The following is a 15,933-nucleotide window of genomic DNA, read 5'->3' as shown; positions in this document are numbered from 1 at the left end:
AAATGAATATCATAATAACAATTACTGTTACAGCTTTAGTAGTGCTTTACGCAGGTTTGTTTAAGGCTAAAAAAGCATTATTACCCATTACTCTTATTGGATTGCTTATTTCACTGGCTTTTGTTGCTACTTCATGGAACACTAATCAGACCTATTTTGGCATGATGCAGATGGATAATTTTGCATTGGCTTTTTCAGGTATAACCATCCTGGGTACATTGTTTGTATTTCTACTTACACAAAATTATTTTGCAGCGGATAGTGAAAATATTGCTGAATATTTCACACTAATATTATTTGCACTGGCAGGTATCATCATCATGGTTTCTTACAAGAACATGTCCATGTTGTTTATTGGCATTGAGATTATGTCTGTTTGTTTATATATCCTTGCGGGTATTCGGAAAAGTAACTTTGCATCTAATGAGGCTTCATTGAAGTACTTTTTAATGGGAGCATTCTCAACGGGATTCTTACTATTTGGCATTACCTTGATTTATGGTGCGACAGGCTCGTTCGATTTGGAGACCATTAATCAGTATTTAGTGGGCAATTACAAATCCATCTCCCCGATGTTTTATCCGGGTGTAATTCTGATGTTAATAGGACTGAGCTTTAAAGTAGGAGCTGCACCGTTTCACTTTTGGACACCGGACGTATATGAGGGTGCGCCGACTTTGATTACAACTTTTATGTCCACAGTAGTGAAAACTGCAGGTTTTGCTGCCTTTTTACGCCTGTTTGCTGATACTTTTGCTCCGCTTCATGATTTCTGGCTACCACCACTAGTTGCAATTGTTTGTATTACATTGTTTATTGGAAATGTTACTGCCTTATTTCAAAAGAACTTTAAAAGAATGCTTGCCTATTCGAGTATATCTCATGCAGGTTACTTATTGTTTTCGTTAGTAACCTTGTCTGCAAACTCATCAAATAATGTATTGGTTTATGCAGCAGCTTATACTTTTGCCAGTATCATTGCGTTTGCGGTGCTAATTATGGTTAAACAGAAAACAGGTAATGATCATTTTGACAGCTTTAACGGACTGGCTAAACGAAATCCACTAACTGCTTTGGTGCTCACAATAGCTATGCTATCGCTGGCCGGTATACCGTTAACAGCAGGATTTATCGGGAAGTATTTAATGTTTCTGAATGTAATGGGAGAGTATCAGATCCTTCTTGTTGCATTCGCTATTTTAAATGCCTTGGTTGGCTTTTATTATTATTTTAAAGTAATCGTGGCCATGTACTTTAAAGAGGGTAATGAAATTGAGCTGGAAGTACCGCTTCAATACAAAGCAGTATTGATTTTTTCAGTTGTAATTACATTATTTTTAGGGGTATACCCTGCGGTAATTTTAAATTTGATATAACCATTTCTCTAGATAATTATTTGTAGTTTTACGAGTAATTGAACTATGCAAGATTTCTGGACCTCATTACAGCATTTTATCGACCCTGAAAAATTACTTAAAGAAGGTGGTTTTTATGTTGTAATGTTCGTTATTTTTGCTGAAACTGGTTTATTTTTTGGGTTCTTCCTACCAGGCGATTACCTTTTATTTCTTGCGGGCATGTTTGTAGCAACAGGAAAGTTGGATGTAAATATCTACGTGCTTATCCTGGGTTTATGCCTTTCCGCCATTTCAGGTAATTTTACCGGGTATTGGTTTGGTCGAAAGACGGGCCCTGTACTCTATCATAGGAAGGACACTTTCTTCTTTAAAAAGCGTTATTTGAAAGCTGCCGAGGAATATTACAACAAACAGGGAGCTTTTGCTTTAATAATGGGAAGGTTTGTTCCGATCGTCAGGACTTTTGCCCCGATTTTTGCTGGCGTAGTTAAACTAGATTTTAAGAGATTTGCATTATATAACATTGCAGGTGCAATATTATGGATAGCTTCCTTAACTTTGCTTGGTTATTTCTTAGGTAAAAGATTTGAAAAAGAAATAACCGATTATTTATTATACATAATTATAGGCTTTATTATTGTTACGACCATTCCGCTTATCATCACGTTCGTGAAAAAGAAGGTGGTAAATAACACAGATAAAGAAACAACAAATACAGAACAATAAAATAAAAAATGAATAATTACGATCATCATCCATGGCACAGCGTTTCTCCAGGCGATAATTTACCTGAAATTGTTAATGCCATTATAGAAATTCCAAAAGGTTCAAAAGCGAAATATGAAATTGATAAAGAGTCTAATCTGATTAAATTAGATAGAGTACTATTCTCTTCAGTGATGTACCCAGCTAATTATGGGTTTATTCCACAAACCTATTGCGATGATAATGACCCTCTTGATATTTTGGTGTTATGCTCAGTGGATGTTTATCCATTGTCAATTATCGAGGCGAAAGTTATCGGCGTAATGCATATGGTAGATAACGGCGAACAAGATGATAAAATCATTGCGGTAGCTAAAAACGATATGTCGGTTAATTACATTAATGATTTGGCTGATCTGCCTCCGCATACAATGAAAGAAATCGTTAAGTTCTTCCAGGATTATAAAGCACTGGAAGAAAAGAAAGTAACTATCGAACATCTGTTGGGTGTAAGATATGCACATAAAGTCATACAGGAAAGCATTGCTCTCTATGACGAAAAGTTTAGAAATAAGAATTCTTAATGGAAGGTCTCAAGATATTTTTAACATTCTTCTTAGTAGCGCTGAACGGATTTTTCGTTGCAGCAGAATTTGCAATTGTAAAGGTTAGGGCCTCGCAAATTGAAATTAAAGCGAAATCCGGAAGTAGGGTTGCAAATATCGCAAAATACATTACCCAGCATCTTGATGGCTATTTAGCCGCAACACAGCTGGGTATTACGCTTGCCTCTCTTGGTTTGGGTTGGGTCGGTGAATCTGTGATGCATAACATTGTTCACGATGCGCTGATTAACTTTAATTTATCAGAGGTTTACATTACCTCTATATCTACGTTTATTGCATTTCTATTTATTACGGTAATGCACATCGTATTTGGAGAATTGGCACCAAAGTCGGTAGCGATACAAAGACCTGTGGCTACAACATTATTCATTGCTGTTCCCCTTCAGGCATTCTATTGGCTATTCAGACCTTTTATATGGGTTTTAAACGGCTTGGCTAATATAATCCTTAAGATGTTTGGTATTTCCAACGTAGGTGGACATGAATCAGTACACAGTACAGAAGAGTTGTATTATTTATTGGATCAGGGTAAAGAAAGTGGCGCGCTGGATACCAATGAACACGAACTGATTAAAAACGTTTTTGATTTTAATGAGCGAGTTGTTAAAAATATCATGGTTCCAAGAACCAAAATTTCTGGAATTGAATTATCTACACCTAAACAGGAAGTTGTAGAAACAATAATTGGCGAAGGATATTCAAGGATGCCTGTTTATGATGACATCATTGATAAGATTATCGGGATTGTACACGCTAAAGATATTCTCCCATTATTGGCGGGTAATAAAGAATGGTCTTTAAGTGATATTATCAGGAAGCCATATTTTGTACCTGAAACAAAGAAAATAAATGATCTCCTAAGTGAACTTCAACAGAAGCGCATTCAAATTGCTATTGTCATTGACGAATTCGGCGGTACAGCCGGAATGGTAACGCTGGAAGATATCGTAGAGGAGATCGTTGGTGAGATACAGGACGAGTATGATGAGGAAAAACCAACTGTTGAAAAAATATCTGATACAGAATTTATCATTAATGCTTATGCAACTGTTTATGATGTAAATGAGCATTTACCTCATGATCTGCCCGAAGATGAGGATTTTGATACAGTAGGAGGGCTTGTGTCTCATGCATTTGGAAAGATCCCTGAAGTAGGTGATAGCGAAGAATGTTATGGGTATTTATTTACGATCTTAAAGAAAACAGAACAGAATATAGAAACCATAAAACTGGAGCTCGTGATTAGCAAGAGTGATATGGTCGACAACCATTAATCTACTTTGTAATGCATGTTTTTTATACACCAGACATCATTTCTGATGATTATGTCTTAAATGAGGATGAAAGCAGGCATTGCATAAAGGTTTTAAGATTAAATATTGGGGTCGAAGTTTACCTTATTGATGGCGTTGGAGGACTTTACAAGGCTGCAATTGTAGGCCAGACAAAGAGAAACGTTGAACTAAAAGTTCTGGAAGCAACCCATAACTACAACAAGCGGAATCATCGGCTGCATATTGCTATTGCACCAACTAAAAACATAGATCGATTAGAATGGTTTCTGGAAAAAGCGACTGAAATAGGGATAGAAGAGATAACGCCAATAATTTGTGATCGTTCTGAGCGTCGTGTAGTTAAAGAAGACCGGTTGGTTAAGGTCGTTACTTCTGCTGTGAAGCAATCCCTTCAGGCCTATCATCCTATAGTTAATCCTCAGATAAACTTTTCCGATTTCTTAAAAATAGAAAATACCACTAATAGGATGATAGCGCATTGCATTGATGAGTCTTCCAGGCAGTACATCAGTCAAATTGCTGAACCTCATCAGCATTATACTATCCTGATCGGACCAGAAGGTGATTTTACACCGATGGAAATTGATTTGGCTTTGCAGAATGGCTATAAACCCTTAACTTTAGGTAATACACGGCTGAGAACAGAAACCGCTGCTTTAGCGGCCTGTTTTGAGGTGAATTATTTAAATCGATGAAGTTTACACCCCTTTTTTTCGCCGGAATAATTTTGATATGCTCAAGCTTTTATTCCCCTACTTATAAATTAGCAAAACTAAAATATAATGGTGGTGGCGATTGGTATGCCAATAGAACCGCACTTCCCAACCTTATCGACTTTTGTAACAAGAACCTGCAAACAAACTTTGTCCCTCAGGAGGCAATTGTCGAAGTTGGAAGTGCCGAATTGTTCAATTACCCATTCGTATACCTTACGGGACATGGAAATGTCGTTTTTAGCAGTGCTGAAGCCAGTAACCTCCGTAAATACTTAATCGGTGGCGGCTTCTTACATATTGATGATAACTACGGACTGGATAAGTTTATCCGTAAAGAAATGAAGAAAGTATTCCCTGAATTAACATTCACAGAATTACCAGCCAATCATCAGATATACAATCAAAAATTTAAGTTTCCCAATGGCCTGCCCAAGATCCATGAACACGACAATAAAAGACCTCAGGGTTTTGCATTAATCTGGGAAGGACGCATCGTTTGTTATTACACTTATGAATGCGATTTGGGGAATGGATGGGAGGATTATGGAACTTACCCTGGAGATACTCAGGATAAGCGCTCCAGTGCGCTTAAAATGGGCGCAAATTTAATTCAATACGCATTAACACAATAGTTATGAAGGTAAAAGTCAACGAACACTACAATTTCAATGTCGAAATAAACAATAATTCAATGAGTGTTAATGGTTTGGAAGTAACTTTAGATTCAAGAAGTTTGGGGAATAACCATACTCACGTGATCTACAATAATAAATCCTACAACATAGAGGTCGTCTCCGAAAGTAAAGCTGATAAAACAAGTGTCATCAAGGTAAATGGAACTACCTATACCATCGCAATGGAAGATCAATATGATCAGTTACTTAAGCAGTTGGGCATGGATAGTGCTTTGGCCAATAAGGTTAGTGAAATTAAAGCCCCTATGCCAGGCCTGGTTTTGAGTGTTTTGGTTACTGAGGGGCAAGAGGTGAGCAAAGGAGATAGCTTACTGGTGCTGGAGGCCATGAAAATGGAAAATGTTATTAAATCTCCAGCTTCGGGAATGATTAAGAAGATCCTCATCAATAAGGCAGACAAGGTAGAGAAAAATGAAATATTGATACAATTTCAATAAACAAAAACGGGGGCCACATGACCCGGGTTTTTGTTATATCAAAATAAAAATATGTTTATCTCTTGCCAGCTTTAAAGGCCTTTTGCGGTTTAGTCTTGAATTGCGGTTTCCCCATAGATCTAATTTCAGAGGCACCAAGCATTGTCATTGCACACCTGAAGCCAATGTCGGCTGTTGATTCATCCTGTTGAAGGAATCTTCTGGTTGCAGGATTTAACCACATGGCCTGGTCATCCCATGATCCACCCTTATATACCCTGGATTTATCCGTAATAAGCGTAATTTCACCATACAGGTCATTTGCCTTGTCACGGTACCCTCTTTGATCGGCGTAAGTATTCACAGAATCTGCAGGTTTACTCGCAGCGGCTTGTTTTTCCGCCCATGTTTGTTTTCTTGCCGATACAGCTGCAGTCATCACAGGACGGTTGTGTTTGTCTATTTCTATCCTTCCGGTGCTGGGATCGGCTATTTTTTTATCCTCATAAAAGTTTCCTCTGTAAGGGTTAAACGCATCGGCAGCCTCAAAAGTTTTGGAGCGATAAACATCCGCAACCCATTCATTTACATTTCCAGCCATATTGTACAAGCCGAAATCATTTGGCGTGTAAGATCTTACCGGAACGGTTAGCCCGCCTTTGTCATTTAAAGAACCTCCAACACCCATATAGTCACCTTTTGTTCTTTTGAAGTTGGCTAATATCAAACCACGGGTTTTTTTCTTTGCAGAGCTTAACCCCAGCCCATTCCATGGATAAATTTTGTTTTCATGAATGTTTTCGTACTCCGTATTGCCAATTAATCCAAGTGCAGCATATTCCCATTCGGCTTCAGTTGGCAGGCGATACGGTTGTTTTAAAATCCCGTCTTCCAGTCTTACCGTTCTGGTTGCACCTTTCCCATTCGCGCCGGCATCGGCAGCTTTAGCACTGGTAGGGCTTAGATCTTTCATCGCCTTTTTACCTTTATCATTATGCTGGCCACTTAGGTAGGTTTCCGTATTAAAAGGTGCTGTCGGTCTTTCGCTTGCCTCGGCAACACCGCTTCTGGTATCCCCGTTTATGTCTTTAAAGCTCGTCATATAACCCTGATCCCTGAGGAGCAATTCGTTCACCCGATCAGTTCTCCAGTCACAATACCTTGACGCCTGTTCCCAGGTAACCCCAACTACAGGATAATCCTGGTAGGCAGGGTGCCTTAAATAATTGTCCACATAAGGTTCATTGTATGATAACGGTCTTCGCCAAACCAAGGTATCGGGTATTTCGTTATAATAATATTCGTAATCAGTTGGATAATTGGTTCTTATCCAATTTAGGTATTCCAGCCAGTTCGTGTTCGAAACTTCCGTTTCATCCATATAAAAAGAAGAAACAGTAGTTTCTCTTTTATGGTTGTAATCGCTTAGTTCTTGTCCTGCAACATTTATTGCGCTACCACTCATTACAAAAACACCACCTTCAATTTCGACCAGGCCGGGACCGGGTCCTCTTTTGAATTTATTGTTGACCTGAAATCCTCCATATTCCTTTTTATTATAGGCTAATCCTGTCTTGTCCGAAGTTCCTGATTTAGATTTACAGGAGACAAGGGAGGTTACAAGTGCGAGATATGCAAGCGAGTATAGGTATGATTTTTTCATTGGATTGCGCAAATAGTTACTCTAAAGGTTAAAACTACACAAAAAAAGGTGTTCGCTCCAAAAAAAACTTTTTTTATAAAATTGAAACAAATTATCTCCGAACAGAGTTTTCAGGTAGGATATTATTCAAATGCTTTGTAAACCGGCGGAATACTTTGAAATTTAGTAGCACTATGTTAACTTGCGTGCAATAGTATTAATTATACGGGACGCATGAATTTAAGGTACGCTGTAAAAACTGCATTAAGCATTTTTTCGCTGGTAACAGTTGCTACAGGACTGTTTGCCCAGGAAGTACAGCCAGGTACCCAAACAAATGGAAGTGTTCCAAATAATATCATTACAGCGGTCCCTTTTTTGTTGATTACTCCTGATGCCCGGATCGGAGGCATGGGAGATGCTGGAGTGGCAATTGCTCCGGATGCAAACTCAATGAGTATAAACCCTTCTAAACTAGCTTTTTTAGATAAACCATATGGATTTTCCGCTTCTTATAGTCCTTGGTTAAAAAGCCTGGTTCCTGATATTAATCTGGCCTATTTAAGTGGGTTTTATAAACTTGATGACCAGAGTACCCTGGGGAGCTCTTTAAGGTATTTTTCTTTGGGTGAAATACAGTTCGTAGACATTAACAAGCAAGATCTAGGAGTTTATAGTCCAAATGAACTAGCATTGGACGTAACCTATGCCAGAAGATTTGGCAGCTCGTTTTCACTAGGTACCTCATTGAGATACATTTATTCCAATTTGTTGTCAGGTCAGTTTGCAGCAGGACAGCAAACGCAGGCTGGCTCAGCAATTGCAGTTGATGTTTCTGCATATTACAAAAAACCGACTATTTTCCTGGGTAAAGATGCGATCCTCTCCGCCGGAATTAACATCTCAAATATTGGAACAAAAATCAGCTATGTACAGGGTGGGGAAAAGAACTTTCTGCCCACAAACTTTAAAATAGGAGGAGCCTCAACCTTTTTAATCGACGATTACAATCAGTTTACTTTTGCGCTTGATTTTAACAAGCTTCTGGTGCCAACTCAACCAATATATGATGAAAATGGAAGGATCTTAGCGGGAAAGGATCCTGATCGCTCGGTACCATCTGGAATATTTGGTTCATTTAGCGACGCTCCGGGAGGATTTTCAGAAGAATTAAGGGAAGTTAATATCGCTGCAGGCGTGGAGTATTGGTACAACCAGCAGTTTGCGCTAAGGGCCGGGTATTTTTATGAGAACCCGCAAAAGGGAGATAGAAGATATTTTACACTTGGTGCCGGATTAAAATACAATGTCTTCAATATCGATTTTGCGTATCTGGCGGCCAATGCACAAAAGAGTCCATTGGCAAATACATTACGCTTTACATTGCTTTTCAATTTTGGCGATGCCAAATAACAGTATATAACAACATAATTTGACAAATGAAAATTAAAGTAGGGTTTGGGTTCGATGTGCATCAGTTAAAGGATAATCACCCATTTGTAGTAGGCGGAGTTCATCTGGAACATCATAAAGGAGCTTTTGGCCATTCCGATGCAGATGTTTTGCTCCATGCAATTTGCGACGCCTTGTTAGGCGCTGCGAATTTAAGAGACATTGGCTTTCATTTTAAGAATACCGACCCTCAGTGGAAGGGAATAAGCAGTCTGATCCTCCTAAAGGAAAGTGTAAAGCTTCTTAAAGACAAGGGATGGCAGATTGGCAATATCGATGCAATGCTTTGCCTGGAAGCGCCAAAAATTAATCCCCATATTCCCCAGATGCAAAAGAATATAGCGGAAGCAATTGGAATGTCTATTGATGATATTTCTATAAAAGCGACCACCAATGAGCAAATGGGCTTTATAGGCAGGGAGGAGGGCGTTGTGGCCTACGCGGTATGCCTTATCGAGAAATAGAAAAACCGGAGGGCTGTAAAGCTTTCCGGGTTCCTAAAAATCAAAAAAGTAGCTATTATTCGTCAAGGTATCCAAATTTACCCTGGTTGTAATCATTTATCGCTTGCTGTATCTCTTCTGGCTTGTTCATTAAGAAAGGTCCGTACTGAGCAATCGGTTCATTTATCGGCTCGCCGCTTAATATCAGGATAATGCAGTTTTCTAAAGCCTCAGCTGTTATTATCGAACCGTCATTTTTGAAATGAACAAACTGATCAGTTTTGGCAATTTCAGTATCATTAATTTTTACACGACCTTCTATAACTACAAAACCAGTATTGTGTCCGGCAGGAAAATTAAAAAATGCTTTGCCTCCTTCATTTAGTCGGGCATTGAATAAATTAAGTGGGGTAAAGGTGGTTGCAGACCCTCTGGTCCCGTTATAGTCACCTGCAATTACCTCAATTTCACCAGCTCCATTCTCCAGATTGTATTTTGCCATCTCGCTATGCTTTACATCCTGATACCTTGGTGAGGTCATTTTATCTTTTGCAGGTAAATTCACCCACAACTGAACCATTTGAAAGGCTCCGCCTTTTTTACTGAACTGCTCTTCATGATATTCTTTATGTAATATCCCACTTCCAGCGGTCATCCATTGCACATCACCGGGATAAATTACACCGCTGTTGCCTGCGCTGTCATGATGTGCAACTGCGCCATGGTACGCGATGGTTACCGTCTCAAACCCCCGATGGGGATGAACACCTACACCTCTGGGCTCATTACGTGCTGAGAATTCTATCCTGGCGTTATAATCCAGCAGAAAGAATGGACTCATTTTAATTTTATAACCTTTCGGAAAAAAATTGTGCACCCTAAAGCCATCGCCAACCATATGAGGTGCCGGCGCATTTAAAATGGCCGACACCGTTTTAGTTTTTGCTTCCATTTTTCTCTTTAATTTTTTATGGATGCTTGGTTTTAATTGTTTAGGCTTGTTTTACAAACTGTAATTCACCTGCTATTTTTACTGCCTCACTAACCATAACACCACCAGTTTCTAATGCCGCATTCCATGTTAGGCCAAAATCAGTTCTGTTTATTTTGCCGCTTAGCGTAAAACCAGCTTTTGTATTGCCCCATGGATCAGTTGCGATACCACCAAATTCAGCATTCAATTCTACCGGTTTGGTAACGCCTTTAACTGTCAGATTTCCATTTAAAATGTAATCATCACCGTCTTTTGTTAATGAGGTAGATTCAAAAGTGATTTTAGGGAAATTTTCTGCATCAAAAAAATCAGCACTTTTTAAGTGATTGTCTCTGTCAGCGTTTCCGGTATTGATAGAGGAGGTTTCGCCTTCAAAAGTAACCTTTCCGTTTTCGAAATCGTCACCTTCTGAAGTTAATGTCGCGCTGATCAGGTGCAAACTACCGGTTACAGTAGTAATCATTAAGTGTTTAACTTTAAATTGTAATTCGCTGTGGGTCGGGTCTAAAACCCATTGTGTAGTTGCCATAATATTGTTTTTTTTAAGTTGTTCTTTAATTACAACACAAAATTACAAACAGATGTTTGGCCTCACATTGACCTATGATAAGAAAACACTAAGGTTTAAAATGCTTATGCGCCAGGTCTTTACGGACCCTGCTTAATGATTCAGGTGTAATGCCTAAATAAGAGGCAATCATCCACTGCGGCACCCTCAATGTAAGATTTGGATATAATTTTATAAAATTCAGATAGCGTTCTTCGGCTGTAGCACTTAAAAGCATATTGATCCTTTTCTGCATAAACCGGATGGAATTATTGAGCATGGTGCTATTCAGGTCACTCATGCAGGGAACATGCTTTGCAGCATCATTCATAAAATCCTTGTTTACTGCAATAGCTGTTGTAGGCTCAATGGCATCAATAAAAAACTCTGATGCTTCATTGAACATCCCGTTACGTTCCGAAAGCCACCATTGTTCGGGGGCAAACTGAATGATATGCGTCTTCCCCTTACTATCTATTGAATAACTGCGTAACAGACCACTTAAAACAAAAAAGCCATGAGATAAAACTTCGCCCTTCATCAGGATCATCTCGTTTTTATCGAAGGTTTTTACTTTAAGTTTGTCAGAAATGAGGCCAAACTGCTCATCAGTTATCGCTACTTTGTTTTTTAAATAAGTTTTAAATGGCTCAAGTAAGGCTGTCATAGATAAAATCTATTTCTTGTCTATTTTAACATTGGAAAAATCTACGCCACACTTGCAGTTGGAACCACAGCCACCATTTTTAGGTGCTATTGAGCGATAAACGATGCGGCCAACATAAAATAATGCCCCCGCAAACAGTATAATTACCAGAATAGTCTGAATATCCATATCCCAAAATTAGTTAATGCCTGCTTCTCGCAGGTCTGTTAATTGTAAATTTACTTTTCCATAAGGCCAATCGTGCCGCCAACCCAATCAAAGTCTTTATTGTATCTCACGCCAATCATCTTTCCTCTGCTTAAGCGTGCCAAATTAATGCACAACTGGGGCTCCTGGCCATCCGCCCATAAATACATCAATCTGATTTCCAGTTTTACCCCACCATCCGGCGATTGCACAATGGGCTCATAAACAACTTTTCGCTGAAGTATCCAATTCTTCGGGTCTTTAATTTCAGCGATGTCCGCTTTTGTTACATCAATAATCACACCCATGCCTGCAAAAGAAAACAAGGGTTTTAAAACATAGTTTTCGAGATCTGAAGGGATTTCAGTTAACGTATCCAGGAAATGAGTTTCTGGTACAAATTCGCTTTTCAAAAAGGGCATGGTATATTTACTGATCCTGTAAAACCAGTTTGGGTGTGTGATCCATTCCACATCAATTTCTGATCGGGGATCAAAGCATTGCTCAAAAAGAGCTGTTTTATCTTCAACTTCATCAAAAATCAGTCGGTTGTAAATCCTTTTTAACCGTATTTTTTTCCCTTCCTCTTTATAGAATAGCGCATTCCCTTCTTTAAAGATATCTGTCAGGCTCAAAATTTTTATACCTAAATATTTTTGGGTAATTAAAAAATCAATTGCTGTTTTTTGATTCGGCGCATCAATATCCATTAGTGCTACCTCCTGAGGTGCGTAATCGCCAATAATTACCCTTTTAAGTAGGCTAACGTATTTCTGCTCATCAAATCCATTAAAAAACGGGGTTAAAGCCGCAGGCAATTCATACGACTCCTTATAAACCCTCCCCAGCTCAGGCTGAAATCCATATAAGGAGGGGAAACCCTGCATTTCAATTAGCTTTGGTGTCAAAAGACCATTTGCATCCTTGCATATCCCAAAATCGAAAGTTAAAAAATGCGGGTGTTCATTTTCATTTGGAACATTCCAATTTGAGGGAATAGCATCTTTAGTAAGTGCCTTAAAATCAGGCTGCTTTATGAGTTTTATGATTTCTTCCCCTGCATCAATTAGTTTCTTCTGCAGATCTGAAGGAATAAACACAGGAGTTTCGGCAACTCTAAAAGGGATGCTTGTTAATCCGGATTCCAGAATTTTTAAAAAGCTTTTGTACTTCTGTTCCGTGAAGGAACTGTTAAACTGGCCCCTGTATTTGCTAATCATAGTTACGCTTCCTGTAAGGCATTTAATGCCTCAGTTAAAAAATTAGGCAGAATAACACTCTGCGTGAGTTTGATTCTATCAGGATTGTCAAGACTTGACAACATGTCTTCATATTTTTCCTGCCCGTAACTCTCGGTAATTGCTTTCTTCTTATCATCCTGTAACAGATACATTTTCATCCCAACAGGATCTGCCTCGGGATGAAACTGTGTTCCGATTATTTCGTTGGTAAAACGAACCGACATTACACAGCGTTCCAAATCAACATGCGGCCTTTCTTTTTCCAAAGCCAATACCTTGGCCTGCGAGTTGGAAAATGGTACATCATCAGGATTTATAACCTGCCAGTCACGACTGTCAACAGCATATAATGGATTAGGTAAGCCACTAAAAATTAAATCATTTTCCCCTTCTTCTGTTAAAAACACAGGAAAAATGCCAAAAGCGGTTGATTTTCGTCTGATCACTTCTCCAACATGATACTTTCTGCAAGCCATTTGAAAAGAGTGACAGATTAAAAAAACGTGTTTTTTCTGTTGGCTGATCTGATTATGGGTTTCTATTTTACCTAGCAGGTTAAAAAAGTCACTTTCCCATTTTTCCCCCACACCATCAAAGGGACTTCCCGGGCCCCCGCTTGAAATATAGATATCATAATGCTCATCAGGGATTTCTCCCCGCTGTCTTAAGTCAAAAATATCATACCCCAGATCTATATCATTCTCCATGCGATAGCGCAACAAGATTTCCTGTATCCCACGCATCCCCTGGTTGGTCACGCCATTATTCATGTCAATTACGGCAACCCTAATCTTATTTCTATCTATTATGCTCACTGCTTAGCCCCAATTAATGTTTGAGTAGTAATGTAGTCTACTACGGCCTCAAAGTTACCATTTTGTTCGTAAACAGCCAATTGCCTATCGGCCCCGGTTCCATTCTCAAGAATTTTAAGCACATAATTGATCTCATTTCTGCAGCCCAGATCATCTACAACATCGTCAATAAAATCCAGTAATTCCAATATCAGATTTCGGCAGTTTACTTCCATCTCCTTACCAAAATCAATTAGATTCCCGTCAATGCCGTAACGGGCAGCCCTCCATTTATTTTCATTTATCAGTGCTCTGGAATAGCTGATAAATTTCATATTCTGCAGGCGTAGTTTATACAACTTGGCACAAAGGGCCTGAAATAATGCTACAAAAGCCATGGTTTCATCAATCAACATTGGACAATCGCAAATCCTGAACTCTATGGTTTCAAAGAAAGGGTGTACCCTGATGTCCCACCATATTTTTTTGGCGTTGTCAATGCTATTGGTCTTAATGAGCAGCTTAACATAGTTGTCGTAATCTTCAATGCTATTGAAAATATCAGGAATGCCCGTCCTGGGGAACTTATCAAACACCTTAGTTCTAAAAGATTTGTATCCCGTGTTCCTGCTTTCCCAGAAGGGGGAATTGGTAGATAGGGCAAACACATGCGGTAAAAAATAGCGCACCTGATTTGCAATATGAATGGCAAGCTCCCTGGATTGGAAACCTACATGTACATGTAAGCCAAAAATCAGATTGGATCGTGCAGCCTCCTGTAACTCGTTTACGATCTCACTATAACGTGGATGCTCAGTGATCAGCTGTTTTTCCCAATGGGAAAAAGGATGGGTGCCTGCCGCACCAATTCTTAACCCTTGCTCCCCTGCCAGCTGCGAAACGGTATACCTTAATTGCGATATTTCTGCTCGTGCCTGCTCTGTATTTTTACAAATTCCTGTTCCTACTTCTACAACAGCCTGATGCATTTCAGCTTTAACCTGATCTTTATGTATTTTTTGAGCCGCTTCAACTATTTTTTGATCATGTGAGGTAAGTTCACGGGTTACCGGATCAACCACCATGTATTCTTCTTCTACACCAAGCGTAAATTCATTCATCATAATTCATTCCCTCCTGTTTATCCCTGATTATTTTTTTGTAGCGGGAGCTTTTTTAGGTTTGGTTTTACCCACTAATGGTAACCCTGCCGCGGAGGCTTTAACATACGCTCCCCATGTTAAATTGTCTTGCCCGTCGATTTGAGCCTTTGCTCTTTCTATTGCATACTGTGCCGAGGTTTCAACAACCCAATCAAAATTCTCCTGGCCAACACTGGTTACCTCAGCGTCAGGTGCCGGATTACAGAAATCAATGGCATAGGGTATTCCATCACGTACAGCAAATTCTACGGTGTTAAAGTCATAACCCAAAAACTGATTCAGTTTTATCACATAGTCATGAATGGTTTTTAATAATTTCTCACTGGAAGGAGGTGTGTTTACCTGGTAGCGCAAGTGAAAGGGATTACGCGGTTCATACTGCATTATCCGAACATATTTGCCACCGATACAATAGCACCTAAAATATTCTTCAAAAACGATTTCTTCCTGAAGCATCATCACTGTCTTTTTTGTCTGACTATGCTTATCAAAAAAATCTTCAATATCATGTAGCTTGTAAACTTCTTTCCACCCTCCGCCATCAAAAGGTTTCATATATGCAGGGAAACCGGTGTATTCAAAAATAGCCTCCCAATCCAAGGGAAATGCCAGATTGCTGAACGATTCGTCAGAGGTGTCATCAGGTTGTTCGTAAGAAGGTATCAAAGCCGTTTTAGGGACAGGAACTCCAATTTTTACGGCTAATGCGTTATTAAAAAACTTTTCGTCGGCACTCCACCAAAAGGGATTGTTTATTACCGCGGTTCCTGTAATCGCCGCGTTTTTTAGCGCAGAACGATAAAAAGGAACATCCTGAGATATCCTGTCGATAATCACAGCATAGTCCAATGCTTTAGCCTGAAATATTTTATCAATATTCACAAATTCGGCTTTAATGTCCTTTCCTGCAATCTCGTTTACGCGCTTTACAAAAGCCTCGGGGAAAGATCTTTCTTTGCCGAACAGTATTCCGATTTTTTTCATGGTATATAT

Annotated in this window: 18 protein-coding genes; 9 read left to right on the top strand and 9 right to left on the bottom strand. The window is 39.2% G+C overall.

Translation table 11 applies throughout. From position 1 onward, the window contains the following. Positions 1-2: 2 nt before the first annotated feature. From HQN86_RS17090 to HQN86_RS17060, 7 genes are read left to right on the top strand one after another with little or no spacing between them, the layout of a single operon-like run. The gene (locus HQN86_RS17090; protein ID WP_172662136.1) at positions 3-1,376 is read left to right on the top strand and encodes an NADH-quinone oxidoreductase subunit N; all 1,374 of its coding nucleotides are present in this window, start codon (positions 3-5) and stop codon (positions 1,374-1,376) included. 45 nt (positions 1,377-1,421) lie between these two features. Next, the gene (locus HQN86_RS17085; RefSeq protein ID WP_172662135.1) at positions 1,422-2,084 is read left to right on the top strand and encodes a DedA family protein; all 663 of its coding nucleotides are present in this window, start codon (positions 1,422-1,424) and stop codon (positions 2,082-2,084) included. An 8-nt stretch (positions 2,085-2,092) separates the two neighbouring features. Beyond that, a complete protein-coding gene (locus HQN86_RS17080; protein WP_048903407.1) occupies positions 2,093-2,647 on the top strand; it encodes an inorganic diphosphatase in 555 nt (184 codons plus the stop codon). After that, entirely contained in the window at positions 2,647-3,963 is a 1,317-nt protein-coding gene (locus HQN86_RS17075) for a hemolysin family protein (protein ID WP_172662134.1), read from the top strand. The genes HQN86_RS17080 and HQN86_RS17075 overlap by 1 nt, the downstream gene beginning before the upstream one ends. An 11-nt stretch (positions 3,964-3,974) precedes the next feature. Continuing rightward, a complete protein-coding gene (locus tag HQN86_RS17070; protein ID WP_172662133.1) occupies positions 3,975-4,679 on the top strand; it encodes a 16S rRNA (uracil(1498)-N(3))-methyltransferase in 705 nt (234 codons plus the stop codon). Beyond that, positions 4,676-5,332 carry a DUF4159 domain-containing protein gene (locus tag HQN86_RS17065; protein ID WP_172662132.1) on the top strand — a complete coding sequence of 219 codons (657 nt, stop codon included), beginning with the start codon at positions 4,676-4,678 and terminating at the stop codon, positions 5,330-5,332. The genes HQN86_RS17070 and HQN86_RS17065 overlap by 4 nt, the downstream gene beginning before the upstream one ends. A 2-nt stretch (positions 5,333-5,334) precedes the next feature. Beyond that, entirely contained in the window at positions 5,335-5,832 is a 498-nt protein-coding gene (locus tag HQN86_RS17060; RefSeq protein ID WP_172662131.1) for a biotin/lipoyl-containing protein, read from the top strand. Between the two features lie 55 nt (positions 5,833-5,887). On the opposite strand, the gene HQN86_RS17055 is transcribed toward HQN86_RS17060, so the two are convergent. Beyond that, positions 5,888-7,474: an SUMF1/EgtB/PvdO family nonheme iron enzyme gene (locus HQN86_RS17055; RefSeq protein ID WP_172662130.1), complete on the bottom strand. Its 1,587-nt coding sequence runs from the start codon at positions 7,472-7,474 to the stop codon at positions 5,888-5,890. 213 nt (positions 7,475-7,687) lie between these two features. On the opposite strand from HQN86_RS17055, the gene porV reads away from it, so the two are divergent. Then, the gene (gene porV / locus HQN86_RS17050) at positions 7,688-8,866 is read left to right on the top strand and encodes a type IX secretion system outer membrane channel protein PorV (protein ID WP_172662129.1); all 1,179 of its coding nucleotides are present in this window, start codon (positions 7,688-7,690) and stop codon (positions 8,864-8,866) included. Positions 8,867-8,892: 26 nt separating this feature from the next. Further along, the gene (gene ispF, locus HQN86_RS17045; protein WP_172662128.1) at positions 8,893-9,369 is read left to right on the top strand and encodes a 2-C-methyl-D-erythritol 2,4-cyclodiphosphate synthase; all 477 of its coding nucleotides are present in this window, start codon (positions 8,893-8,895) and stop codon (positions 9,367-9,369) included. A gap of 55 nt (positions 9,370-9,424) precedes the next feature. Here the strand turns inward: ispF and HQN86_RS17040 are convergent, their stop codons facing one another. The 8 genes from HQN86_RS17040 to HQN86_RS17005 form a co-directional block, all read right to left on the bottom strand. Next, the gene (locus HQN86_RS17040) at positions 9,425-10,300 is read right to left on the bottom strand and encodes a pirin family protein (protein ID WP_172662127.1); all 876 of its coding nucleotides are present in this window, start codon (positions 10,298-10,300) and stop codon (positions 9,425-9,427) included. Between the two features lie 40 nt (positions 10,301-10,340). Continuing rightward, positions 10,341-10,871: a YceI family protein gene (locus HQN86_RS17035; protein ID WP_172662126.1), complete on the bottom strand. Its 531-nt coding sequence runs from the start codon at positions 10,869-10,871 to the stop codon at positions 10,341-10,343. An 88-nt stretch (positions 10,872-10,959) separates the two neighbouring features. Next, on the bottom strand, positions 10,960-11,556 hold the full coding sequence (locus HQN86_RS17030; protein ID WP_172662125.1) for a Crp/Fnr family transcriptional regulator: 597 nt from the start codon (positions 11,554-11,556) through the stop codon (positions 10,960-10,962). A 9-nt stretch (positions 11,557-11,565) separates the two neighbouring features. Then, a complete protein-coding gene (locus tag HQN86_RS17025) occupies positions 11,566-11,724 on the bottom strand; it encodes a FeoB-associated Cys-rich membrane protein (RefSeq protein ID WP_172662124.1) in 159 nt (52 codons plus the stop codon). Between the two features lie 50 nt (positions 11,725-11,774). Next, a complete protein-coding gene (locus HQN86_RS17020; RefSeq protein WP_172662123.1) occupies positions 11,775-12,962 on the bottom strand; it encodes a hypothetical protein in 1,188 nt (395 codons plus the stop codon). 2 nt (positions 12,963-12,964) lie between these two features. Next, entirely contained in the window at positions 12,965-13,798 is an 834-nt protein-coding gene (locus HQN86_RS17015) for a type 1 glutamine amidotransferase (protein ID WP_317171717.1), read from the bottom strand. Then, positions 13,795-14,901 carry a carboxylate-amine ligase gene (locus HQN86_RS17010; RefSeq protein ID WP_048903419.1) on the bottom strand — a complete coding sequence of 369 codons (1,107 nt, stop codon included), beginning with the start codon at positions 14,899-14,901 and terminating at the stop codon, positions 13,795-13,797. Before HQN86_RS17010 ends, HQN86_RS17015 begins: the two co-directional genes overlap by 4 nt. A gap of 27 nt (positions 14,902-14,928) precedes the next feature. Continuing rightward, positions 14,929-15,924 (bottom strand): ATP-grasp domain-containing protein, encoded by a 996-nt coding sequence (locus HQN86_RS17005; protein WP_172662122.1) that lies wholly within the window; start codon positions 15,922-15,924, stop codon positions 14,929-14,931. Positions 15,925-15,933: the final 9 nt, after the last annotated feature.

Origin of the sequence: Pedobacter panaciterrae (assembly GCF_013204795.1) — a bacterium.
GTDB classification, from domain to species: Bacteria; Bacteroidota; Bacteroidia; order Sphingobacteriales; family Sphingobacteriaceae; genus Pedobacter; species Pedobacter panaciterrae.
This window is presented reverse-complemented; position numbering and strand designations above follow the sequence as displayed.